The sequence below is a fragment of the Micromonospora zhanjiangensis genome, assembly GCF_042650605.1.
Classification (GTDB): Bacteria; Actinomycetota; Actinomycetes; order Mycobacteriales; family Micromonosporaceae; genus Micromonospora_J; species Micromonospora_J zhanjiangensis.
On record NZ_JBHSBN010000015.1, the window covers coordinates 136,258 to 159,157 of the forward strand.

The following is a 22,900-nucleotide window of genomic DNA, read 5'->3' on the forward strand; positions in this document are numbered from 1 at the left end:
CTCAGCCGCCGGAGTCGGCCAGTTCCGCGCCGTCCGGCACGGTGTCGGCGTCCCGGTCGGCCAGCCAGCCCTCGGGCAGCAGCACCTTGCCGGGCGCGTTGGTCCGCCCGCGCGGCTGACCCAGGGTGCTCACCGGGAACGGCTCCGCCGGGTCCAGTCGGCCCAGCAGGTCGTCCAACTCGGTCAGGCCGTTCACCATCGCCAGGGCGCGGCGCAGGTCGCCGCCGACCGGAAAGCCCTTCAGGTACCAGGCGACGTGCTTACGGAAGTCGGTGCAGCCGTCCCGTTCGTCGCCCAGCCAGTCGACCAGCAACTCGGCGTGCCGGCGCATGGTCACGGCCACCTCACCCAAGGCCGGCAACCGCCGGTCCGACCGACCGGCGAAGGCCGCGGCCAGATCGGCGAAGAGCCACGGACGGCCCAGGCAACCCCGGCCGACCACCACCCCGTCGACCCCGGTGTGCGCCACCATCCGCAGCGCGTCGTCGGCCTCCCAGATGTCACCGTTGCCGAGCACCGGTACGGACAGCGCCTGCTTCAACGTCCCGATCGCGTCCCAGTCGGCAGTGCCCGAATAGCGCTGCGCGGCCGTACGCCCGTGCAGGGCCACCGCGGCCACCCCGGCGTCCTGCGCGGCGAGCCCGGCCTCGACGTACGTCAGATGGTCGTCGTCGATCCCCTTGCGCATCTTCACCGTGACCGGCACCCCGGCGGGCGCCGCCGCCGCGACCGCGGCCCGGACGATCCGGGCGAACAGCCGGCGCCGCCAGGGCAGCGCGGAGCCGCCGCCCTTGCGGGTGACCTTGGGCACCGGGCAGCCGAAGTTGAGGTCGACGTGGTCGGCCAGGTCCTCCTCCACCACCATCCGCACGGCGGCGGCGGTGACCTCCGGATCGATGCCGTAGAGCTGCAGGCTGCGCGGCCGTTCGTCGGCCCCGAAGGCGATCATGCGGAGGGTCTTCGGGTTCCGCTCGACCAGCGCCCGGGTGGTGATCATCTCGCAGACGTAGAGACCGCCACCCTGTTCCCGACACAGTTGCCGGAACGCGACATTGGTGATCCCGGCCATCGGGGCGAGCACGACCGGCGGCGACACCCGGTGCTGCCCGAGCGCCAGCGGCGGCAGCACCCCGACCTGCCCCGGCTCCGTCACCCCGACCCCGATACCCACCGCACGAGTGTACGGAGGGGTTCCGGCGCGGTCGCACTCGTCGGGCCCCGGGTGGGCCGCCCGTCACACCGGCGACCGCGTCCCGGGCGGCGAAGCGGCGTACGTTCGGGGCCACCTCAGCGGAGGCCGGGGAGGTTGGGCTGTCCGTTCGGGAGGGGCCCGTTGCTGTTCATCAGGGTGCGCAGGCCGGTTTCCTGGTAGCCGGTGGGAACGGTCGCGGACTCGAGGCAACCGCTGCCGGCGGGGATGGCCGGTGGCCGGTCCGGGAAGAGGTCCACCACCGACTCGGTCGAGTGCGGCGCGATCATTCTGAGGTCGACGCTGACGTTGGTGGTGTGCGTATCGATCCGACCCACTCCGTCCATCCGTACGAAGTACGACACCCCGTCCACGATCTTGTAGCCGTAGGCGGCGTACTGCCACCACTCGCTTCTTGCCTTCGGCACCAGCGACCACCTGGCCTCGGGCGACGGGCCGGAGCTCGGGCCACCGGTGACGGCGGCACCTGGTTTCGCCGTGCCGCCGTGGGGCGGGGGCGGCACGCAGGCGGCGAAGTACATCACCCATCCGTCGCCGCGCAGGTCGTTGAGGATCTTCGTGGACTCGATCCGGGCGGCAGTCGCAGGGTCCGTCGACCGGATCCCGATCACGTCGGCCACGACGGTGTTACGAACCGGCGTCCTGCCGGCCAGGTAGCCGGCTTCAGCGTGCGGCTTCCGATCCCGGGCCACCAACGGGTCGGCCAGCATGGCCTTCACCCGGTCCCGGTCCAGGTCGGTGGTATCGGCCGGACAACCCGCCAGCAGGGCCACCGCCGGCAGGGCCACCACGGCGGTACGCAGACGCCGCCCGATCATGACGGAACGATCACTCCCTGGACGTGGTGGTACCCGAGCGCGGACGTGTTCCCGTTGCGGAAGTCGTCCTCGCTGACCACCGCCATGTTCCCGGACGGGTCGTAAAAGATCAGGTTGCCGCCCTCGTGGCCGACCAGCAGCACGTAGTGCGCCGGATACGAGTCGCCGATGAGCACCGGCACGGTGTGCCCGGCATCCACCGCACCAATGGCGTCGTCCAGGGCGGGATTGACCGACCCCGGGCTGGTGTCGTCCACCAGCCGCCAGTCGTAGCGGGCTCCGAACGAGTCGGCGTGCTCGTTCAACTCGTCGCTGACTCCCCACGGGCTGGTCCCCAACCGCTGCGGCCAGGTCGTGTTGGTGGCGTCGTGGATCCGCAACTCCTCGGCCCTGAGCCGGTCCGCGAACGTCGGCACCTCACCGTCCTCGCCGGTGCCGGTAAGGCTCAAGGCGTAGATCGGGTCGTTCATCGCCCGGGCGATGAGGATCGAGGTCGAGCCACAGGTGGTGCCGTCGACCTGACGGACGGCGGTGCCACCGTGGGTGACCGGCCCACGGGCGCCGGGGTCGACCAGGCTGAGCTGGGTGCGCAGCCAGTACTCGGACCGGCCCCGGATCCGGTCGGCGAACGAGTCGATCTCCTCGACGCCGTGGCCGGCCGCGAGGGCCTTCATCAGGTACGCCCGCTCCACCGACGAACCGGCCCGCGCCAGCAGCTCGTCGAACCGCTGCCGTTCGGCGGGCGGGAGCGCGTCCAGCAGGTCACCGGCCCGCCGCAGCTGGGCGGTGCTGAGGATCCCGTTGTCCTCGGCACCCGAACCGGAGATGCCCGCCGCGGCGAGTCGTACCGTGTCGAACGGCGACCCGGCCGAGGCGCCGAACGCCCCGGCGCGGGCCTTGCCGGTCACGTCCCGCAGTCCCCGGCGCAGCGTGTCCTGCGCCGCCTGGAGCTGCTCGAACACCCGGATCGCGGCGCGCACCGCGGCCAGCGCCCGGCGCAGCAGGTCGTCGAAGCCGTCCTCGTCCCACCAGCGCGCCACGGTGGCGACCAGGGCCCGGCCGATCTCCAGCAGGCTGTCCAGCTCCCGGCCCACGTCGGCGAGCGCCTGGCGGTGGTCGGCCAGTTCCCGGTCGAGCCGGCGCACCTCGTCGGCGTAGACCTCCAGCAGGCCCGCCGTGGTCCGCATCGCGGGTGCGGCCTGCTCCATCAGCGTCTGGGTCGCCGTCAGCGCGGCCACCGCCCCGGTGCCCGACTCGCCCCGCCAGACCGCGGGCACCGAGCCGGCCACCGCGTCGAGGGCGCCGTGGGTGCCGTCCAGGGCCGACGCCATCCGCCGGCAGGCCGCCGCCTGGGCGTCGATGCCGGCCGGGTCGCCGGGGACGTCCCGGGTGATCGACGTCAACTCGTGCCACAGCGAGGCGAGCAGACCGGCCAGCGCGACCGGGTCGCCCACCGTCGCCAGCGCCGCCGCCGCGTCGCGCAGCCGGACCAGGACGGTGCTCACCTGCCGCCGGTCGTCGGAGGTCATGGCCGCGCCCCCCTATCGCGGCCCGGCCGACTGACCGGGCACCCGGCCGGGCGACGGGTCCGGCGACGGGCCGGGCGACGGGTCCGGCGACGGGCCGGGCGACGGGCCGGTCGGGCGCAGTCGGGACGCCACGTACTCGTCCACGCTGGTGAAGCCGGCCGCCGCGGCCTGGGCGGCGACGCACCAGCGTTCCAGCACGGCCTGGTAGACCCGGAAGTCGGCGGCCCAGGCCGTGCGCATCGCCTCGATCGCCCGGGTCGCCTCGGTCAGTTGCACGGTCGCGGCCGGATCGGCCAGGTCCCGTTCCCAGCCGGCGGCCGCGGCCCGCAGTTCCTCGGCGAGGTCGCAGACGGACCCGCCGGTGCGCCGGATGTGTGCCGGTTCCGCGTACGTCTCAGGCACGGTCTCCCCCAGTCGGTCGGGAGACAGCGTAGCCAGGCGGGTCAATGGGTACGGGCCGCCGGCAGGACCGCGAGGAGGGCCGGCAACAGACCCCGCGCCGACGATCTCTCCCGCCTGGATCCGCTGTTCCACCTGCTCGGCGGGTTTGTTCACCACGCCTGCGGGAAGGCGGGACCTCATGAAGAGCGATCAGCACGTCGAAGGCAACCTGAAGAGCATGGATGATCTTGATTTCCAGGGCTGGAACAACGCCGATTGGAACGGCGTGTTCGCTGACCACCACACCGAGGATGTGTTGGTGGACTGGAAGGGTCAGGAACCGACGCACGGGATCCAGCAGCACATCGACGCCATGAAGGCCTACACCGACTCGGCGGGCGGGACACCGCCCCGGATCACGTCCCATCCCATCGCGTTCGGGTCCGGGGAGTGGACCTGTGTCATCGGGGAGTTCGAGAACGGCAGCCGCATGGTCACGGTGGCCAAGTGGCGTGACGGCGCGATCGCCGAGGAGTACATCTGGTCCTGACGGGTCCCGCCGGCGCGCGACGGGACCCGGGCCGGCGGCTCAGCAGCCGGGGAGGCGCTCCAACAGGTACGTCTCCACCTGGTCGAGGGAGACCCGTTCCTGGGTCATGGTGTCCCGGTTTCGGACCGTGACGGCGTTGTCGTCCAGCGTGTCGAAGTCGACGGTGACGCAGTACGGGGTGCCGATCTCGTCCTGCCGCCGGTAGCGTCGGCCGATCGCCTGCGAGTCGTCGAACTCGACCACCCACCGCTTGCGCAGCTGGGCGGCCAGGCCCTTCGCCTTGGGCGACAGCGCCTCGTTGCGGGACAGCGGCAGCACCGCCACCTTGACCGGCGCCAGCCGCGGGTCGAACCGCATCACGGTGCGCTTGTCCACGCCGCCCTTGGTGTTCGGCGCCTCGTCCTCGTCGTACGCCTCCAGCAGGAAGGCGAGCACCGCCCGGGTCAGGCCGGCCGCCGGCTCGATCACGTACGGCACCCAGCGCTCCTGCTTCTCCTGGTCGAAGTAGGACAGGTCGACGCCGGAGTGCTTGCTGTGCGTGGTCAGGTCGAAGTCGGTCCGGTTGGCGATGCCCTCCAGCTCGGCGAACTCGGTGCCGCCGAAGCGGAACTTGTACTCGATGTCGACGGTGCGCTTCGAGTAGTGCGAGAGCTTCTCCTTGGGGTGCTCGTACATCCGCAGGTTGTCCTCGGACAGGCCCAGGTCGACGTACCAGTTCCAGCGCTCGCGCAGCCAGTACTCGTGCCATTGCTCGTCGGTGCCCGGCTCGACGAAGAACTCCATCTCCATCTGCTCGAACTCCCGGGTCCGGAAGATGAAGTTGCCCGGGGTGATCTCGTTCCGGAACGACTTGCCGACCTGCGCGATGCCGAACGGCGGCTTCTTACGGGCGGCGGTGGCCACGTTGTTGTAGTTGACGAAGATGCCCTGGGCGGTCTCCGGCCGCAGGTAGTGCAGGCCTTCCTCGCTCTCCACCGGGCCGAGGTAGGTCTTCATCAGGCCGTTGAACATCTTCGGCTCGGTGAACGAGCCCTTCGCGCCGCAGCTCGGGCAGTTCAGCTCGGCCAGGCTGGTCGGCGGACGGCCGTGCTTGGCCTCGTACGCCTCCTCCATGTGGTCGGCCCGGAACCGCTTGTGGCAGGACTGGCACTCGGTCAGCGGGTCGACGAACTCGGCGATGTGGCCGGAGGCCTGCCAGACCTGGCGGGCCAGGATGACGGCGGAGTCCAGGCCGACGATGTCGTCCCGCTGCTGCACCATCGTCCGCCACCACTGCCGGCGGACGTTCTCCTTGAGTTCGACGCCGTGCGGACCGTAGTCCCAGGCCGACCGGGTGCCCCCGTAGATCTCGCTGGACGGGAAGACGAAGCCTCGGCGCTTGGCGAGGCTGACGACGGCGTCGATACGGTCGGCTGGCATTTTTCCTCCTACGCCGACTGGCGGTCGGCGGGGGCGCTTCGGGGACAGATGAGACAACTGCGGGTCCAACGGTACGGTTACCGACGGTCCCGAGCCCAGGAGATTACCCGGCCGGGGTCAGCCGACCCCGCAGACCTCCAGCTTGCCCGTGCCGGTGTTCTGGTCGAGGCTGACCTCCTGCCGGGTCTGCCGGCCGCTCGCGTAGGTCACGTCGACCGGCACGGTGACCTGACCGGCCACCGCGGGTTCGCCGATCCGGTAGCTGGAGATCTCCGGCTCCGCGGCCACCCGCCGCTCGAACTCGCGGGGCGTCTCCCGGTTGCGGGCGGAGGCGCAGAGCAGGCCGTACGCCTTGGCGTACTTCCGGTCCTTGACCGCTTCGTAGTAGCTGCCGACCACCGCCCGGGCCTGCTCGTTGACCGCCTGGTTGCCGGCCACCACCAGGCCGACCAGTGCGGCCAGGCCACCGCCGCAGCACAGCAGGACGGCCAGGCCGGCCACCCCGAGGCCGATCCACAACCGGGCCGTCCGGCCCTCGGTCGGCGGCGCGGCGAACGGCGGCGTCACGCCCGGTCCGGGCGGCGGCGCCGGCGTGCCGTCCGGCCCGGGACCGACCGGTACGGGTGGCGCGGGATACGCCGGCGCCGGGTTCTCCGGTCCGGGTCGGACGGGGTACGGGGTCGACGGGCCGGCCGGTCCGGGAGCGGTCATGCAGGCAAGGGTAGTGCGCCGGCACTCAGCGATGCGGGTCAGTGGCCCGATCGCTGACCCCGACCACCACCGGACCGGCCGGCCCGGCACTGGCCAGCGTCTCGTACGCCGACGGTTCGTCGACCGACTCGGCCAGCAGCGGTACGGCGGCGATCTTCACCTCGAAGGCGCCGAGCGCCCGGCGGTAGCTGCCCACCGACTCCCATTCGGTCAGCAGCGTCCAGTGCCGCGGGTCGTCCAGCGCCCGCAGCAGCCGTCCGCGCAGGTAGCCCGGCCGGTCGGCGAGCGCCGCCAGGGCCGCGTGCGCCCGCTCGGTGAACGACGCGGCGGCGTCCTCGTCCAGCACGAACCGGTTCGTGACGAGCACCCGGGTTCCTCCTCGTGTCGACCCGCGACTGCGAACAACCGGCGACTGCGAATACAGTCAGCCGGATGCAGCGTACGCAGCCCGCCCTGCTGACCCGGCTGGCCCGGGTCAACCCGACCGCGGCGTTCCTCGGCACCCTGGTTCTGGTCCTGGTGGCGTTGTTCGCCCCGGGCATCGTCGGCGGCGTCCTGCTGCTGGCGCTGGCCGCCGGGCTGGCCGCGCTGTTGGTGGCCACCTGGCCGGTGCAGACGCCGGTCACCCGGGCGGTCCGGCTGCTGTTGCTCACCCTGCTGGTGGCGGGCGCGCTACTCAAGATCATGGCCTGACGCGGGCCGGGCGCCGCCAACCGCGGGCCGGCCGGTCCGCACATGCAATCATGCGTTTTTGACAATCATTATCATTTGCACGGAGAGTGGATGTCATGCACATCCGCCCCGCCTGGCGTACCGCCGCCTCCGTCGCCGCGCTACTGGCCGTCGTTGGCGCGGCCGGCTGCACGACCCGGGTGACCGACGCCGACCCGTCCCGGACCGACGTGGTCGCCGCCTTCTACCCGTTGCAGTTCATCGCCGAGCGGATCGGTGGGGACGCCGTCCGAGTGACAAACTTGGTCAAACCGGGCGCCGAGCCGCACGACCTCGAACTCAACCCGCACCAGGTGGCCCGGATCAGCGACGCGAAGGTGATCGTTTACCTCAAGGGCTTCCAGCCCGCCGTGGACGAGGCCGTCGAGCAGAACGGCGAGCACCGGGGCTTCGACGTGAGCACCGTGCAGCCGCTGCTGGACGCCGGCGCGGCCGGTCACCGGCACGCCGGCGAGGGTGCCGGGGAGCCGGCGGCCCACGGTGGCAAGGACCCGCACGTCTGGCTCGACCCGACCCGGCTGGCCACCATCGCCGACCGGCTGGCCGCGCGGCTGGGCGAGGCCGACCCGGGTCGCGCCGCCGACTACGCCACCCGCGCCGCCGCCCTGCACGCCGACCTCACGGCCCTGGACACGGAGTACGAGCAGGGGCTGCGCACCTGCCAGCGCCGGGAGATCGTGACCAGCCACGAGGCGTTCGGCTACCTCGCCGAGCGCTACCGGCTGACCCAGGTCGGGATCAGCGGGCTGACCCCGGAGAACGAGCCGCCGCCGGGGCAGCTGGCCGAGGTGACCAAGGAGGCCCGGGAGCACGGCGCCACCACGATCTTCTTCGAGACGCTGGTCAGCCCCAAGGTCGCCGAGACGATCGCCCGACAGGTGGGCGCGACGACCGCGGTGCTCGACCCGATCGAGGGCCTGGAGCCGGGCAGCACCGGCGACTACCTTTCAGTGATGCGCGGCAACCTGGCCGCCCTCAAGACCGCCCTGGGGTGCTCGTGAGCCAGCCCGTCGTCACCGTCACCCACGGCGTGGTCGGCTACGACAACCGCGCCGTGCTCCGGGACGCCTCGTTCACCATGGTCGCCGGCGAGGTGGTGGCCGTGCTGGGCGCCAACGGCTCGGGCAAGTCGACGCTGATCCGCGCCGTGCTCGGCCTGGTCCCGCTGACCGGTGGCACGGTGGAGTTGTTCGGCACCCCGCTGCGGCGGTTCCGGCAGTGGGCCCGGATCGGCTACGTACCGCAGCGGATCGGCGCCGGCAGCGGCGTACCGGCCACCGTGGCCGAGGTGGTCGGCTCCGGGCGGCTGGCCCGGCGCGGCGTCCTGCGCCCGCCCGGCGCGGCCGACCGGACCGCGGTGGCCGAGGCGCTGCGCGCGGTGGGCCTCGCCGACCGGGCCGGCGACCCGGTGCACACCCTCTCCGGCGGGCAGCAGCAACGCACCCTGATCGCCCGCGCGCTGGCCGGCCGACCCGAGCTGCTGGTCCTGGACGAGCCGACCGCCGGCGTCGACATGGTCAGCCAGGAGGCGTTCGCCGGGGCGTTGGACGGGTTCGTCGCCGGCGGCGGCACCGTCCTGCTGGTCGCGCACGAACTCGGCCCGCTGCGCCCGTTGATCGACCGCGCGCTGGTCGTACACGACGGTCGGATCGCGCACGACGGGCCGGTGCCGGAACCGGCCGGCCACCACGCGGAGCCCGGTCACGACCACGTCCACCCGCACTGCGCCGACGAGCCGGCCGGGATGTGGAGCTGATGGAGATCTTCACCTACCCGTTCATGATCCGGGCGCTGATCGGCGCGTTGATCATCGGCGTCACCGCGCCGGCCCTCGGGACGTACCTGGTCCAGCGCCGGATGTCCCTGATCGGCGACGGGATCGGGCACGTCGCGCTGACCGGTGTCGGGGTCGGCCTGCTGCTCGACCGGTCGCCGGTGATCGCCGCCGTGATCGTGTCGGCGATCGGCGCCGTCGCCATCGAGTTGATCCGCGAGCGCGGCCGGACCTCCGGCGACATGGCGCTGGCGCTGCTGTTCTACGGCGGCATCGCGGGCGGGGTGGTGCTGGTCGGACTCTCCGGGAACTCCAGCAACGCGGCCCTGATGTCGTACCTGTTCGGCTCGCTGACCACCACCTCCGGCGCCGACCTGGTCACCATCGCCGTGCTCGGCGCGCTGGTCCTGGTCGCCATGCTGGCGCTGCGCCCGGCGCTGTTCGCCGTCTGTCACGACGAGGAGTACGCCCGGGTGTCCGGCCTGCCGGTGCGCGGCCTCAACCTGCTGCTCGCGGTGACCACCGCGGTCACCGTCACCATCGCCATGCGCGCGGTCGGGCTGCTGCTGATCAGCGCCCTGATGGTGGTGCCGGTCGCCACCGCCCAACAGGTGACCCGGGGTTTCCGCGGCACCATGACCGCCGCCATGGCGCTCGGCCTGCTGGCCGCCGGTGCCGGGGTGTGGGTCGCGGGCGTCGCGGACACCGCTCCCGGCGCCTCGGTGGTGGTGCTGGCGATCGCCGTCTTCCTGCTGGTGGCCGTGGGCACCGCGATCGCCCGCCGGCTGCGCCGCCCGTCGGTGCCGACCGCGCCGCCGGTCGGGTCCGAGCCGCCCGAGGTGGTACTGAATCGCTGATCCTGGTGGAACTGGTTACCATTTCGGGGTGACTACCACCAGCAACGGCTACGAGGCGTACGAGGGCGCGGGTGAGCTGCTGCGCGCGCTGTCCGCCCCGATCCGGGTCGCCATCGTCACCGAGCTCGCCGCCGGGGAACGCTGCGTCCACGAGCTGGTGGACAAGCTCGGCGCTCCGCAACCGCTGGTCTCCCAGCACCTGCGGGTGCTGCGCGGAGCCGGGGTGGTGCACGGCTCCCGGCGCGGCCGGGAGATCGCCTACGCCCTGGTCGACGAGCACGTCGCGAACATCGTGGCGGACGCGGTGAGCCACGCCCGGGAGGCCGCGTGACCGGCGGCGACAACACCTCGGTCCGCAACACCCGGCAGCGCAGCGCGGTGAGCGCGCTGCTCGGCCAGGTGGACGGCTTCCACAGCGCGCAGGAACTGCACGCGATGCTCCGGGACCGGGGCGAGCGGGTCGGCCTCACCACCGTCTACCGCACCCTGCAAGGGCTGGCCGACGCGGGCGAGGTGGACGTCATGCGGCCGCCCGGCGGCGAGCACCGCTACCGCCGGTGCAGCCAGGGGCACCACCACCACCTGGTCTGCCGGGCCTGCGGCAGCACCGTCGAGGTGGAGGGCCCGACCGTGGAGAACTGGGCCGACCGGATCGCCGCCCAGCACGGGTACGCCGACATCAGCCACACCCTGGAGATCTTCGGCACCTGCCCGCGCTGCGCCGGCTGACGGGCGCGTGCCGGCTGCCCGCTGACCGCTGCCGGGTGGCCGCGGTTCTGGCACGCTGTCCGGCGTGAAGATTTACGCCGACCGTTTTCCGACCGCCCTCCGCCAACTCCTCACCGATCTGCTCGTCCTCGCCTGGGTCTACCTGTCGGTCCGCTTCGCGATGTGGCTGTACGACCTGGTCGAGAAGCTCGCCGTACCCGGACGCAAGCTGGAGGGGGCGGGCAACTCCCTGGCCGGCAACCTGGCCGACGCCGGCGGCAAGGTACGCCGGGTGCCGGTGGTCGGCGACGACCTGACCGCACCGTTCACCAAGGCCGCCGACGCCGCCCGGTCGATGGCCGAGGCCGGCCGGGACCAGCAGGAACTGGTCGCCCAGCTCGCGCTGGCGCTGTCGCTGGCCGTACTGGTGTTTCCGCTGGGTCTGGTGCTGTTCGGCTGGCTGCCGCTGCGGGTGCGCTGGATCCGCCGGGCCAGCGCGGCCAGTTCGCTGCGCGCCGCGCCGGCCGGCCGGGACCTGCTCGCCCTGCGGGCGCTGGCCACCCAGCCGCTGCGCAAGCTGACCCGGATCGACCCGGACGTGGCGGCGGCCTGGCGGCGCGGCGACGACCGGGCGTTGGACGCGCTGGCCGCGCTGGAGCTGCGTGGACTGGGGCTGCGTCCCGGACGGTGACCACCCGCCGACCGGTAAGGTCGGCGGGTGCCCATCGTTCTCGCGGTCGTCGGTTTCCTCATGTTGGCCTACGCGGTCGGCCTGCTCGTCATGGTCCGCCGCGGTCGGAAGATCCCGCCGGTGGGATATCTCGGCCTGGTCGGGCTCAACGGCGTGCTGATCGCCGCCCTGCTGGCCTGGATGGTCGCCAGGCGCTGAACCGGCCGGCGGGCCGCCGGCCCAGCGTGGCGGGGCCCGCCGTCAGCCGGCTCAGGCCGGCGGGATGCGGCGCCGGACGTCCGGTGCCGAGGACGGTCCCGGTTCCCAGCCGGCCACCCAGGCCCGGTCCCGGTCCGGGGTGAGCACGCCGTCCTCCAGGAAGGCGTACCGGCCGGCGAGGATCCGCTTGGCGGCGGTCACGTCCAGCTGGTCGGTGTTGTCCCACAGGGAACCGAACAGCTGCTCGATCCGCAGCCGGGCCTGCCGGCAGAACAGGTCGGCCAGTTCCACCCCGGCGGGCCGGGTCTCGCGCTCGGCGCGGGCCCGGACGCAGACCGCCGACATCGCGAACAGCTCGGCGCCGATGTCCACCACCCGACCCAGGAACGCCTGCTTGCGCTCCATCTTGCCCTGCCAGCGGGACATCGCGTAGAACGTCGACCGGGCCAGCTTGCGGGACGCCCGTTCGACGTACCGCAGGTGACCGGCGAGCGGGCCGTACTCGGCGTACGCGGAAGGGCTCTGCCCCTTGCCGACGGTGAGGGTGGGCAGCCACTTCGCGTAGAAGGCGCCGGCCCGCGCCCCGGCCCGGGCCTTGCGCCCGAGGTCGGCGTCCGGGTCGATGATGTCGCCGGCCACCGACAGGTGGGCGTCCACCGCCTCCCGGGCGATCAGCAGATGCATGATCTCGGTCGAGCCCTCGAAGATCCGGTTGATCCGCATGTCCCGCAGGATCTGTTCGACCGCGGCCGGGCGTTCCCCCCGGGCCGCCAACGAGTCGGCCGTCTCGTAGCCCCGACCGCCCCGGATCTGGACCAGCTCGTCGACGATCTTCCAGCCCATCTCGCTGGCGTACAGCTTCACCAGCGCCGCCTCGATCCGGATGTCGTTGCGGTCGTCGTCGGCCAGCCGGCAGGACAGGTCGAGCATGGCCTCCATGCCGTACGTGGTGGCGGCGATGTAGGACAGTTTGGCCGCCACCGCCTCGTGCTCGCCGACCGGCCGGCCCCACTGGACCCGTTCGGCGGCCCACTCGCGGGCCACGTTGAGCGACCACTTGCCGGCGCCCACGCACATCGCGGGCAGCGACAGCCGGCCGGTGTTGAGGGTGGTCAGGGCGATCTTCAGGCCCTTGCCCTCACCGCCGATGACGTTCTCCTTCGGCACGAACACGTCGTGGAACCGGGTGAGGCTGTTCTCCAGGCCGCGCAGGCCGAGGAACGCGTTGCGACGCTCCACGGTGATGCCCTCGGTCTCGCTCTCCACCACGAACGCGGTGATGCCGCCGCGACGTCCCTCCGACTTCGGCACCCGGGCCATCACCACCAGCAGGTTGGCCACGGTGCCGTTGGTGGCCCACAGTTTCACGCCGTTGAGCCGGTAGCCGGCGCCGTCGGCGGTCGGCTCGGCGGTGGTGGCCAGCCGGGCCGGGTCCGAGCCGACGTCCGGCTCGGTGAGCAGGAAGGCGGAGACCTCGCCGGCGGCGAGCCGGGGCAGGAACTTCTGCTTCTGCTCGTCGGTGCCGAACATCTTCAGCGGCTGCGGTACGCCGATCGACTGGTGCGCCGACAGCAGCGCGCTGATCGCCGGGTTGACCGAGCCGACCAGCATCAGTGCCCGGCAGTAGTCCAGGTTGCTCAGCCCGAGGCCGCCGTACTTCTCGTCGATCTTCATGCCGAACGCGCCGAGCCGGGCCAGGCCCTGGAAGACCTCGTCCGGGATGGCCGCCTCCCGCTCGATCCGGGCACCGTCCACTTCGGTACGCACGTAGTCGGCGAGCCGGCCGAGGAACTCCTCGCCCTTGGCGGCGCGGCCCGGGTCGGCGGCCGGCAACGGGTCGATCAGGTCGAGCCGGAACCGGCCGAGGAACAACTCCTTGCCGAAGCTCGGCTTGCCCCACTCGGACTCCCGGGCCGCCTCGGCGACCTGCCGGGCCTCCTTCTCGGAGACCTGGCCGGCCTCGGCGGGCAGCGGACCCGCGCCGTCCGATCCGTCGGTCGCGGGTCGGTTGTTCTGCGTCGTGGTCATCGCTCCGTTACCTCTCAGTGCGCTGTGGTAAGCGGACGGTTGGTAGTCCCGCCTTGCGGTGGGACGGTCCCGGTCTTGTCGGCGGTTGCCGTGCCGGGTTCACGTTTCACGGCCACCTGCCCGCGGGCGCGGGTCTTCTGGTCGGCTCCACGTGCTGCCACCGGACCACTCCCGGCGGTGTCGAACTCGGCCGCCAGGGCGGCCAGGTTACGTGCGGCGTTGAGGTCCCGGTCGACGACCAAACCGCACACTTCACAGGTGTATTCACGCTCGTGCAGGGCGAGTTTGGTTTTCACCGCACCACAACCCGAGCAGGTTTTCGAGGACGGATACCAGCGGTCGGCCACCAGCAGCCGGCCACCGTTCCACCCGGTCTTGTATCCCAACTGCCGGCGGATCTCGGCGAACCCCGCATCAGCGATGTGCCGGGCCAACCGCCGGTTGCGCAACATGCCGGCGACGTTGAGGTCTTCCACCACGACCGTGCCGTGTTCGCGGGCAAGGCGGGTGGTGAGTTTGTGCAGCCCGTCGCGGCGCAGGTTCGCGACCCGGGCATGCGCCCGGCCAAGCCGGGCGGACGCGCGCTGCCACCGCCGCGACGGGCGTCGTCCGATACGCCGGTCCGGCCCAGTCTTACGCGACAACGCCCGGTTCAGCCGCCGCAGCTGCTGCCTGGCGGTGACCAGGTGGCGTGGGTTGTCGACCAGCACACCGGTGGACAACACCGCCAGATGTCGGATCCCCACGTCCACCCCGACCACAGCGTTCGGCTGCGACGGGGTTTGTGGGGTGCGGTCGATCTCGACGGTGAACGCCACGGGCCACCGACCGCCGTCGCGGCGCACGGTCGCGGACATGACCCGCGCCGTGCCGGCCTCCAGTCGGCGGGCGAGCTTACGGGCGGACTCGTGCAGCTTCAACCGCCCCAACCGCGGCAACACCACATGCTTACGGTCCGCCTCGATTCGGATCGCGCCGGTGGTAAACCGCACCGACGGCACAGTCCGGCGGCGGGACTTGAACCGCGGAAACCCCACCCGCCGACCAGCGCGCTTGCCGGACCGGGAGTCCGACCAGTTCCTCAGCGCGCGAGCGAGAGCGTCCAGACCGGTGTTGAACGCCTCCTTCGACACCTGCCGCCACCACGGCGCCACCACATCCTTCGCCGCGTTCCACGCCCGACGCAACGCCGGCAACGACCACCCGATCGCGGGAGTGAGCAGGTCATCAGGCACACCGTACGAACGCTCAGCCGCCCGCTGGTCCAACACCGCCCGCACCCGCGCCAACGCCCAGTTGTACGCCAACCGAGCAGCACCGGCATGCGCCAACACGGCACGCTCCTGAACCGGGGACAGATCAAGCGCGAAGCGATACGCCTGCACCACCCTCACACCCACCACCCCCAGCCGACACCACCAGCATCAGCCCGGGGTACGACACTTCCGCCAGCAGGTCCTCGTCCCGGGTACGGCTACGCCAACGCTCCTGCGCTGAACGCTACTCCTCGGCGCTACCCATCGGTAGGGGTCGTCAATCCGTCGGGTCCCCGGTCCGCCCGGCCCGGTCGACCCGACCGGCCCGGTCGGCCGCCTCGTCGGCCTCCGCCTCCTGCTCGTCGGCGAACTCCTCCTGATCGACGTCCTCGTCCATCCAGTTGCGTCGCAGGAACGGCAGCGCACCCCAGAACGTGACGAACCAGACCCCGGTCGCGGCGCTGAGGATCAGCGCGACCGTCTGGTCGAGGACGAAGTCGGTGACCAGGAAGACCGAACTGACCATGGCGATCAACAGGAAGAACAGCCCGCCGCTGGCCATCTTGTGCGAGTAGACGACCAGTTCCGGCTTGCGACCCTGGCGGAACAGCGCCCGGTGGAAGGCCACCGGGGAGATGATCAACGCGGCGGCCGCGGCGGCGGCCAGCAGCGCCACGACGTACGTGTCCTTCTGCAGTTCGGTGGTCTTCCCGAACTGCGCGCTGAACGGCAGGGTGAGCAGGAAGGCGAAGAGGATCTGCACACCGGTCTGCGCCACCCGCAACTCCTGCAGCAGGTCCGCGAAGTTCCGCTGCCAGCGCTTCTTCTCCGTCTCGTGGGACACGCCCGCCACCTCCGTAGAGCGATGAACCGACGGATACATCCCCTGGCCCAGGACCGGTGAAACGCGAGGACCGGCGGTCGCGACGGCGAATCAGCGGTCGCTGTCGGACCTGTCCCGCCCGCCCTCAAGGATCCCGGGCGGGGTGTCCGGCACAGCCCGCTCGAAGAGGATCCGGATCAGCACCAGTTCACCCCTTGCACACAGCCGCCGGACCGTCTCGGGCGTGAACCCGGGCCGGTCGACCCGCTCGTAGTACTCGGCTATCTCGTCCGTCGCGGCCGGTGGTCGGTGGACCGTGGCGTAACCGTCGATCTGCGCCCAGTCCCCACCCCAGGTCCGACGCGGCGGGACGCAGAGACCGACCCTGGGATCGTGGGCGATGTTCTTGATCTTGTAGGCCGCGGCCCGGGTGGCGATCAACGCCACGTCTCCCCGCCCGCCGATTACCACCACCGGGTTGAGCTGGAGCGAGCCGTCGGGCCGCCGCGAAGCCAGCACGCATTGGCGGCCGTCCGTGAGCATCGACCGCGCCTGTGAGAGGTCCATCAGTCTCTGATTCCGAATCCCTGGGAGGACAGCAGAAGACGTACGTAGTTGTCGAGGTTATGCCGGTGATACTTGTGTTCGGACTCCTCGAAGTTCGTGAGGTAGCCGGCACAGACGATCGCCCTCAACAGGAAATGCACGGGTCGGAGAAGGTCGACCGACCGCCCGATCTCCCGGCGCCCGGACGCCCCACGCCACAGCTCGGCCCACGCTCGCACCACGTGACCGGCCTGCTGCGGCGGGAGATCCTCGGTGAGCCGGACGACGTCGAAGGCGGGATGCCCGAGGAACGCGTTCGACCAGTCCAGGATCACGTGCCCGGTGGCCGTACTTCGCACGTTTCCGCAGTGCAGATCGCCATGGAGCAGGACCGGCGGTAGGCCGTCCCGTTCGGCCCACGCCAACCGGTCAAGGGCCGTCTCCCGCAACTGTTCGCGGTGCCGTTCGACGGCGGGCACCAACGCGGACAGTTCCTCTAGGCCAGCGAGAGCCCGCTCACCCCGCCGGTCGGGTAAACCCTCGTCGAGGAGACCGGGGATGAGCCGTGCAGCCCCGGCATGGATCTGGTGGATGGTGCTGGCGATCTCCACCCGCCGGGCCGCCGAGGCTCCGTAACAGTCGAACCCGTCAACGTGCCGCAGGATGAACCGGGTGCCGCAGCCATGGACCGCTGTCGGGACCGGACCGTCGAGTTCCGCGCCGAGCCGAACGACCAGCGTCGACTCGAACGACAGAATGGGTGGCACCTCCTTCAGCCACAGCTCGCCGACAGAGGTCGTCAGCTGCCAGATCGCGGACAGGTTCCAGGTCCGGAACTGGCGCTGTCGGAGAAGCTCGATTCCGCGCCTATCAAGGGCGGCCCTCGCCCACCGCGCGGTCGCCGCCGGGCCGCCCGGCCGGGCATAGGCCAACCGCCGTGGCTCGTCTGGGGACCGGGCCTGCGCCGACCCGTCGACCCCGCCGCCGGAGATCTCCGCGAGATAGGTCACCGAACCACCCGGCGGGATCGGTCGACTCGCCCGGAGTAGCCGCAGGACCGTGATCTCCAGGCCAAATCTCTGCCGCGCACGGCCAACGACCTCGGTGACATCCTGCCACCACGGCTCCCGCACCGTGAAGGGAGGCAGCCGGCCGACCGGCGTGCCGAACCGGTCGACAAGTTCGACATTGACCTCGCGCGACACCGTCAGTCCCAGCTCTCGGGAATCCCGGTACGTGTCTTGTAGCGGCGCCACCATCCCGGATCCGAGGCGTGCATCCGTCGCCCCTCGGCTCGGAACCGGGCCAGGAGCACTTGTTCGTCCGGGGTCAGGGCTCCTTGGATCCGACGCCGGGCCGATCGCATCAGCCTGGTGGACAGGAACGCGCGGTAGGCCGGAAAGAGCCGCACCGCCGCCTGTGCGGGCGAGGTGGCGCCCGTACTGGTGTGCATGAGGAGATCCCGACTTCGACTCACGACCGCCGCCGACCGGTACGACATCGCGACTGCGGGGAGCGCGAACTTCGCCGCGTAATAGCCGCCATAGGTGAGCCGGCCGGCATCCGCGAAGATCGCGCGGGTGGGGACCAGGTTGACCGACACCGCCTTACCGGCGAAGTGGAACATCGACCGGAACGGCTCATTCAGATCATCGTCAACGACGAGGATGTCGACGTCGGACGCCGGACCGAAGTCCGCACGCAGAACGCTGCCGTACACGATCGCATGCGGCGTCCGCCACCTCGCCCGAACGCCGCGGAGCGCACCCCGCAGCAGCGCCGTCCGGTCGTCGACGGCCTCGGACGGGAGAACGGCGCCGATCATGGTCGCCAACCGGTGAGCTCCACCAGTTCCTTCCGGTTCGCGGGATGGCAGATCAGATAGGAGAAGGGATGCCCCCAGGCGCCCTCGCCGTCGATCGGGCCGGGTGTCAGGGGCAGACCCAGGCGCTGGGCCAGATGCACCACGGCCGGCATCTCGAAGCCGTCACAACCGAGGCAGACCAGGGCATCCAGGCCACCGTTGGCCAACAGGAACAAGTCGACAATCGGACTACGGGTCTGCAGGACCCGGCTCACCCGTAACGACAGCTGTTGGTTGAGCCGGGAGAACTCGGCGTCAGCGCGGGCGAGGGAGTTCCCCCGCAACAGGGCCAACCGGCGGACTCCCTCCGCTCGGGGCAGCTCGTCCGGCGTGAGCGGCTTCAGTCCACCACCAGCCCAGGACTGCGAATAGACGGTGTCGCTGTCGGCCGCCAGGACCCGGCCGCCCACCGGATCGGCCGCGACCGCCAGCAGGCAGTGGCCCTCCTTGTCCATCAGGGCCACACTGGAACCGACCAGCGGAAGTCCGATAACCAGATTCTGCGTACCATCGACCGGATCCACCACCCAGCGCGAGTCGCTACCGGTGAGGCGCGGCGATGCCTCCTCGGTGAAGATCGTGACGGCGGGAGTGAGGGCCTCCAGCCCGCGCCTGATCATCGCGTCCGCTTCCAGGTCGACGTTGGTCACCACGGTGCCGTCGGAACCCCTGACGTGCAGCTGGGTGGCGAGCGACCGCCGGATGTGTTCCCCGACGAGAAGCATGAGATCGGCGACCGATGACAACACGGGCTGGGCCTGGCTCACTTTTCCAACTCCGTCAACGCAATTGGACAGAAGCCCTGATTGCTGCAGGGTAGACCGATGATCCCGGAGAGCTGCTCACGCAGGGCAAGGGTCACCCGGCCGAACTCCCGTCGGGTCGTCGCGGTCCCGAGAGAGGTTTCGCCCACGGTCGCGCAACACGAGCTCCACTCGAATCTCGGCAGTGCGACGGAGAGCTCCCCCTGCCGGGTGAGGAGACAGGACGTTTCCGCCGTGTCGGAGAACCTGAGCCGGCTGTCCGGGGGCAGGGCCTCCCGGGCCCGCTCCGCGACGGCCCGGAACGTCTCGATCCCGACCCGGTACCGACTGTCGTTCGCATGGATAAGTTTGTACTCCCGCACGCCGGCTCGGTACAGCCGGGCCAGCGTCTCCGGTATCTCGGCGATGACGTCGGGCAGGCAGACGACTGTGGCACTCACGCCGATACCGGCCGCCGCCAGCGCGGCAATCGCCGCGACGGTTTGTTCGATCATGACCGGACGGCCGAAGACCTGATCCGCGCGACGCAGGCTGTGCACGCTGACGGTGATCTTCAACGGCCTGGTGGCGAGCAACCAGGGCACCGCCCTCGGCAGTCGGATGCCGTTCGTCAGTACGGTGTAGTCGAGGTCCGCCGTCCGCAGCGCGGTCACCAGATCCACCAGATTCTCGAAGACGAACGGCTCGCCACCCGTTATCCGAACCTCGCGGAGACCGCAGTGCCGGAGCTCGGCCATCAGGTCCACCGTTCGCCGCAGCACTCCCGCCGAGAGTCGAGCCGTGCTGACCCGAGCCGGGCTGACGTAGCAGAAGCGGCATTCGGCGTCGCAGACGTTCGGCACGAAAAGGAAAATCTTGCCCCGGCAGTACCGGCCGACGAACGCAGCCTCCGACGCCACGGCATCGGACGAAGCCTCCGCCACATCCCACCACCGCCCGGCGTCGACACGGTCCGACGGCCGCGCGGGAGCGCTCATGGATCCGGGTCGGGAGGAGTTCACTTGGTCGGCCATCGCCGCCGCCACTCGTCCATCAGGAACATGAGCTGAAGCTGCCTTCTGTTCAGCCGGGGCAACCGGGAGACCCGCTCCGCGGTCTTCCACTCGTTGAGCCGGTTGACCGCCTCCGAGGCCCACCGCCCCCGCCCGACGTCGAGGCCGTAGTTCAGGGTCAGAACCGTGGTCAGTGCCCGGACGTAGGCGGCAGCCTCGCCGCGGGTAAGCCGGCTGAGCCGCTCGACCTGGGTGGCCGACGACTTGGCGAGCGACAGGGCGACCCCCGGGGTGTGGTTGTCACTCGCTCGTCGCAGCGACGTACGGATCGTTCGACCGGCGATCGGATTGAGGGTGAAACGGATAGCGGACGGCTGGTTCTTCTGCTCGTCGTACAGCTCGTAGTAGACCGCGAGTCGGTCCACCTCCAACTCCCAGAAGAGCACGCTGAGTACGAGTTCGGAGCCGTATCGTGGGCCGAGTCGCCGAAGCCGCTCGACGACGACCGGCGCCAGTCGGGAATTGTGGATCGTGTGCGCCACGAGTCCCTCGAGGACCTGGTCGCCCGGGCGAGCCCGGTTGAGGTGGCGTAAGCGCCGGGCGGGAACCCCGAGGTTCCGCACCCAGGAGTAGTACTCCCTGCTGGTGAGTTGCTTCAGCGCGGACCAGAAGATGTCGGGCAATCCGGCGTCTCCGGGGATCCGGCGACTGTCAGTGTGGCTGGTCTCTTCGCCGTCGGCGAACTGGTGCAGGAACTCGAGCCGCTCCAGGAACTCGGTCTCCAGGTGCCGGATATATCGCACGTAGGGAATTGTCTCGTCGAGTCGACGCTCGCCCTCGTCCGACTTTTTCGGCGCCACCGTACGCGGCCACCAGATGGTGATGAGCACGGCCTGCACACGGTTCTCGCGAAGCAGGTAGCGGATCAGCTCGAAGTACAGCACGTCCGTCAACGGCAGGTGCGGACGGGCTGTGAGCGTGTACGCCAAATAGTCCGTCCCGCTGGAACGCAGGCCCCGGAAATGATCGCTGAAGCTTGTCGGATGAGCCCGGATGCGGGCCGCCCGCTCGATCGCCAGCGCACCGATCCGTTCCCCGAAATAGGCCAGCAAACCGCCTGCCAACAACAGAAGAATCGCAGTCACCGCGTGCACCTGGGTCCTCCTACCCATCAGTGGATCGGCGCGAAGAATGATCACATTGCAGCGATTCTGCCGGTCGTGCTCCGACACCGGTAAGTGGCCGAGGAGCCAGTGCTGCCAGCCGATCAGACACGGCGCCCGCGGCTTCGCAGCGGGAGTGCGGAACGTTGATCGCCCGGCCACGGAGTTCGGCGGTCCGGGCCGGGCCGTTCAGCCAATGACAGCCATCCGGCGCCGGTCAGGCGCCCCGGCGGATGCGGCCGGCGTACCGCTCCTCCAAGATCCGATTGTGCTCGTCGCCGGCCGGGACGTTGGCCGACAGGTAGACCGGTGGCACCTCGCCGGCGTCGACCAGCCGGCCCACCACCTCCACCACGATCTGCTGGGCCAACAACGCCGCGGTGATCGAGGAGACCGCGCCCACCGCGCCCCCGCCGGGCAGATCCAGGGTGGCGTCGCCGTACGGGGCGCCGTTGTCCAGCACCACGTCGGCGAAGTCGGTGAGCTTGCGGCCGGACGGGTGGCGGGAGTCCACCCGCGCCGAGTGCTCCCGGGAGGTGATCGCGATCAACGGGTGGTCGCGCTCCTTGACCAGCGAGGCGAACTCGACGAGCGCGCCGTTCACGCCCGAGTTCGAGGCGATCACGAACACGTCGGCCGGGCGTACCGGGGCCAGGTCGAGCACCCGGCGGGCCACCGCCGGGTCGCGTTCCAGTTTGTCGCCGAGCACGCTGGCCGGCTCGTCGCCGAAGAGCACCACGTCCCGCAGGGCGATCCGGTTGGTCGGCACCAGGCCACCGGCCCGGCCGGCGATCTCCATCGCCAGCGCCTCGGAGTGCCCGGTGCCGAAGGCGTGCACGATCCCGTCGGCCCGCAGCGCGGCGAGGATCAGGTCGGCGGCCCGGCGCACCGCGTCCCGCTGGCTGTCCGACACCCGCCGCATGGTCGCGGTGACCACGTCCAGGTAGTTCTCGGGGGTCAACGTCATCTGAGGACTCCTTGCTCGTCGATTCCGGGCTCACCAGTCTCCGGGCTCATCGATCGCGGGACTCATCGGTTGTGTGGCCGGTCAGTCGGCGATCCGGGCCAGGATCGCCTCGGCGAGCGCGGCCGGCGCCTCGTCCGGGATCCAGTGCGTCACCCCGGCCAGCGCGACGAACCGGTAGTCGCCGGTCACGTGGGCGGCGCACGCCTCGGCGGCGAACCGGCCGACCGCCACGTCGCCGTCGCTCCAGACGTACGTGGTGGGCACGGTGACCGGGCCGGTGCCGGCCATCTCCTCGGCGGACATCGCCCGGTACCAGTTCAGGGCGGCGGTGAGCGCGCCCGGCTCGCGCAGCGGCGCGGCGTACGTGTCGACCCGGCCCGCGCCGACCCCGGCCAGCACCCCGCGCAGCGCCGCCGCGTCGTCGGCCAGCAGCACGTGCTCGGCCTTGCCCGGCTCCCGGAACAACCGCATGTACGACGAGCGTTCGCGCTGCTCGGCGTCGGTCGAGATGGCGTGCGCGAAGGCCGTCGGGTGCGGCACGGACACCGCGGTCAGGGTGCGCACCCGCTCGGGGTGCCGGGCGGCCAGGGCCCAGGCGACGATGGCGCCCCAGTCGTGACCGACCAGGTGCGCGGCGTCCACCCCCAGCGCGTCCAGCACCGCCAGCGCGTCGGCCACGCACTCGGCCAGCCGGTAGTCCTCGACCGCGGCCGGTCGGGCGCCCGGCGAGTAACCCCGCTGGTTCGGCGCGTAGGTGCGCAGCCCGGCGGCGTGCAGGGCCGGGACCACCGCGTCCCACTCGCCGGCGTGCTGCGGGAAGCCGTGCAGCAGCAGCGCCGCCGGACCGTCCTCGGGGCCGGCGGCCGCCACGTCGAACGTCAGGCCACGGGCGTCGATCGGCGTCAGGTTGAGGGGCATG

General features: G+C 71.2%; 27 protein-coding genes. 9 read left to right on the forward strand and 18 right to left on the reverse strand.

From position 1 onward, the window contains the following. Position 1 precedes the first annotated feature (1 nt). From dusB to ACFOX0_RS21130, 4 genes are all read right to left on the reverse strand, one after another. Complete coding sequence (gene dusB / locus ACFOX0_RS21115; RefSeq protein ID WP_449288864.1) at positions 2 to 1,129, reverse strand: tRNA dihydrouridine synthase DusB; 1,128 nt, start codon at positions 1,127 to 1,129, stop codon at positions 2 to 4. 158 nt (positions 1,130 to 1,287) lie between these two features. Next, positions 1,288 to 2,028: a hypothetical protein gene (locus ACFOX0_RS21120; protein WP_377548645.1), complete on the reverse strand. Its 741-nt coding sequence runs from the start codon at positions 2,026 to 2,028 to the stop codon at positions 1,288 to 1,290. Beyond that, complete coding sequence (locus ACFOX0_RS21125; protein WP_377548648.1) at positions 2,025 to 3,557, reverse strand: WXG100 family type VII secretion target; 1,533 nt, start codon at positions 3,555 to 3,557, stop codon at positions 2,025 to 2,027. Before ACFOX0_RS21125 ends, ACFOX0_RS21120 begins: the two co-directional genes overlap by 4 nt. 12 nt (positions 3,558 to 3,569) lie before the next feature. Next, the gene (locus ACFOX0_RS21130) at positions 3,570 to 3,959 is read right to left on the reverse strand and encodes a hypothetical protein (RefSeq protein ID WP_377548650.1); all 390 of its coding nucleotides are present in this window, start codon (positions 3,957 to 3,959) and stop codon (positions 3,570 to 3,572) included. Between the two features lie 178 nt (positions 3,960 to 4,137). Between ACFOX0_RS21130 and ACFOX0_RS21135 the strand changes: the two genes are divergently transcribed. After that, the gene (locus tag ACFOX0_RS21135; RefSeq protein WP_377548653.1) at positions 4,138 to 4,488 is read left to right on the forward strand and encodes a hypothetical protein; all 351 of its coding nucleotides are present in this window, start codon (positions 4,138 to 4,140) and stop codon (positions 4,486 to 4,488) included. A gap of 39 nt (positions 4,489 to 4,527) precedes the next feature. On the opposite strand, the gene ACFOX0_RS21140 is transcribed toward ACFOX0_RS21135, so the two are convergent. The 3 genes from ACFOX0_RS21140 to ACFOX0_RS21150 form a co-directional block, all read right to left on the reverse strand. Beyond that, on the reverse strand, positions 4,528 to 5,907 hold the full coding sequence (locus ACFOX0_RS21140) for a glycine--tRNA ligase (RefSeq protein ID WP_377548655.1): 1,380 nt from the start codon (positions 5,905 to 5,907) through the stop codon (positions 4,528 to 4,530). Between the two features lie 117 nt (positions 5,908 to 6,024). Beyond that, positions 6,025 to 6,618 (reverse strand): Rv0361 family membrane protein, encoded by a 594-nt coding sequence (locus ACFOX0_RS21145; protein WP_377548657.1) that lies wholly within the window; start codon positions 6,616 to 6,618, stop codon positions 6,025 to 6,027. A 25-nt stretch (positions 6,619 to 6,643) separates the two neighbouring features. Beyond that, positions 6,644 to 6,985, reverse strand: a complete 342-nt coding sequence (locus ACFOX0_RS21150) for an antibiotic biosynthesis monooxygenase family protein (RefSeq protein WP_377548659.1) — start codon at positions 6,983 to 6,985, stop codon at positions 6,644 to 6,646. A gap of 65 nt (positions 6,986 to 7,050) precedes the next feature. Between ACFOX0_RS21150 and ACFOX0_RS21155 the strand changes: the two genes are divergently transcribed. From ACFOX0_RS21155 to ACFOX0_RS21190, 8 genes are all read left to right on the forward strand, one after another. Further along, positions 7,051 to 7,311, forward strand: a complete 261-nt coding sequence (locus ACFOX0_RS21155) for a hypothetical protein (RefSeq protein WP_377548661.1) — start codon at positions 7,051 to 7,053, stop codon at positions 7,309 to 7,311. 95 nt (positions 7,312 to 7,406) lie between these two features. Further along, complete coding sequence (locus ACFOX0_RS21160) at positions 7,407 to 8,351, forward strand: metal ABC transporter substrate-binding protein (RefSeq protein ID WP_377548663.1); 945 nt, start codon at positions 7,407 to 7,409, stop codon at positions 8,349 to 8,351. Continuing rightward, the gene (locus ACFOX0_RS21165; protein ID WP_377548665.1) at positions 8,348 to 9,106 is read left to right on the forward strand and encodes a metal ABC transporter ATP-binding protein; all 759 of its coding nucleotides are present in this window, start codon (positions 8,348 to 8,350) and stop codon (positions 9,104 to 9,106) included. The genes ACFOX0_RS21160 and ACFOX0_RS21165 overlap by 4 nt, the downstream gene beginning before the upstream one ends. After that, entirely contained in the window at positions 9,106 to 9,981 is an 876-nt protein-coding gene (locus ACFOX0_RS21170; protein ID WP_377548667.1) for a metal ABC transporter permease, read from the forward strand. The genes ACFOX0_RS21165 and ACFOX0_RS21170 overlap by 1 nt, the downstream gene beginning before the upstream one ends. Positions 9,982 to 10,009: 28 nt before the next feature. Further along, positions 10,010 to 10,312, forward strand: coding sequence for an ArsR/SmtB family transcription factor (locus ACFOX0_RS21175; RefSeq protein ID WP_377548669.1), 303 nt, complete (start codon positions 10,010 to 10,012; stop codon positions 10,310 to 10,312). Further along, the gene (locus tag ACFOX0_RS21180) at positions 10,309 to 10,710 is read left to right on the forward strand and encodes a Fur family transcriptional regulator (protein ID WP_377548671.1); all 402 of its coding nucleotides are present in this window, start codon (positions 10,309 to 10,311) and stop codon (positions 10,708 to 10,710) included. The genes ACFOX0_RS21175 and ACFOX0_RS21180 overlap by 4 nt, the downstream gene beginning before the upstream one ends. Before the next feature lie 64 nt (positions 10,711 to 10,774). Beyond that, on the forward strand, positions 10,775 to 11,380 hold the full coding sequence (locus ACFOX0_RS21185; RefSeq protein ID WP_377548673.1) for a hypothetical protein: 606 nt from the start codon (positions 10,775 to 10,777) through the stop codon (positions 11,378 to 11,380). 27 nt (positions 11,381 to 11,407) lie between these two features. Continuing rightward, complete coding sequence (locus ACFOX0_RS21190; RefSeq protein WP_377548676.1) at positions 11,408 to 11,578, forward strand: hypothetical protein; 171 nt, start codon at positions 11,408 to 11,410, stop codon at positions 11,576 to 11,578. A 51-nt stretch (positions 11,579 to 11,629) separates the two neighbouring features. Here the strand turns inward: ACFOX0_RS21190 and ACFOX0_RS21195 are convergent, their stop codons facing one another. The 11 genes from ACFOX0_RS21195 to ACFOX0_RS21245 all read right to left on the reverse strand — a co-directional run bounded on the left by ACFOX0_RS21195 (position 11,630) and on the right by ACFOX0_RS21245 (position 22,899). After that, positions 11,630 to 13,606 carry an acyl-CoA dehydrogenase family protein gene (locus tag ACFOX0_RS21195; RefSeq protein WP_377548679.1) on the reverse strand — a complete coding sequence of 659 codons (1,977 nt, stop codon included), beginning with the start codon at positions 13,604 to 13,606 and terminating at the stop codon, positions 11,630 to 11,632. 14 nt (positions 13,607 to 13,620) lie between these two features. Continuing rightward, entirely contained in the window at positions 13,621 to 15,009 is a 1,389-nt protein-coding gene (gene tnpB / locus ACFOX0_RS21200) for an IS607 family element RNA-guided endonuclease TnpB (RefSeq protein ID WP_377548682.1), read from the reverse strand. A gap of 130 nt (positions 15,010 to 15,139) precedes the next feature. Then, positions 15,140 to 15,706 (reverse strand): DUF6328 family protein, encoded by a 567-nt coding sequence (locus ACFOX0_RS21205; protein ID WP_377548685.1) that lies wholly within the window; start codon positions 15,704 to 15,706, stop codon positions 15,140 to 15,142. Positions 15,707 to 15,796: 90 nt separating this feature from the next. Beyond that, positions 15,797 to 16,252: a pyridoxamine 5'-phosphate oxidase family protein gene (locus ACFOX0_RS21210; RefSeq protein WP_377548688.1), complete on the reverse strand. Its 456-nt coding sequence runs from the start codon at positions 16,250 to 16,252 to the stop codon at positions 15,797 to 15,799. After that, positions 16,252 to 17,436 (reverse strand): phosphotransferase family protein, encoded by a 1,185-nt coding sequence (locus tag ACFOX0_RS21215; protein ID WP_377548691.1) that lies wholly within the window; start codon positions 17,434 to 17,436, stop codon positions 16,252 to 16,254. The genes ACFOX0_RS21210 and ACFOX0_RS21215 overlap by 1 nt, the downstream gene beginning before the upstream one ends. A gap of 2 nt (positions 17,437 to 17,438) precedes the next feature. Further along, entirely contained in the window at positions 17,439 to 18,056 is a 618-nt protein-coding gene (locus tag ACFOX0_RS21220) for a nucleotidyltransferase domain-containing protein (protein WP_377548757.1), read from the reverse strand. Next, on the reverse strand, positions 18,053 to 18,862 hold the full coding sequence (locus ACFOX0_RS21225) for an inositol monophosphatase family protein (RefSeq protein WP_377548694.1): 810 nt from the start codon (positions 18,860 to 18,862) through the stop codon (positions 18,053 to 18,055). Before ACFOX0_RS21225 ends, ACFOX0_RS21220 begins: the two co-directional genes overlap by 4 nt. Further along, positions 18,859 to 19,836: a radical SAM protein gene (locus ACFOX0_RS21230; protein ID WP_377548696.1), complete on the reverse strand. Its 978-nt coding sequence runs from the start codon at positions 19,834 to 19,836 to the stop codon at positions 18,859 to 18,861. The genes ACFOX0_RS21225 and ACFOX0_RS21230 overlap by 4 nt, the downstream gene beginning before the upstream one ends. A 20-nt stretch (positions 19,837 to 19,856) precedes the next feature. Continuing rightward, positions 19,857 to 20,996 (reverse strand): hypothetical protein, encoded by a 1,140-nt coding sequence (locus ACFOX0_RS21235; protein ID WP_377548699.1) that lies wholly within the window; start codon positions 20,994 to 20,996, stop codon positions 19,857 to 19,859. 235 nt (positions 20,997 to 21,231) lie between these two features. Then, positions 21,232 to 21,981 carry a sugar isomerase domain-containing protein gene (locus ACFOX0_RS21240; RefSeq protein WP_377548702.1) on the reverse strand — a complete coding sequence of 250 codons (750 nt, stop codon included), beginning with the start codon at positions 21,979 to 21,981 and terminating at the stop codon, positions 21,232 to 21,234. 81 nt (positions 21,982 to 22,062) lie between these two features. Next, positions 22,063 to 22,899, reverse strand: a complete 837-nt coding sequence (locus ACFOX0_RS21245; protein WP_377548705.1) for an alpha/beta fold hydrolase — start codon at positions 22,897 to 22,899, stop codon at positions 22,063 to 22,065. Between the last annotated feature and the right edge of the window lies 1 nt (position 22,900).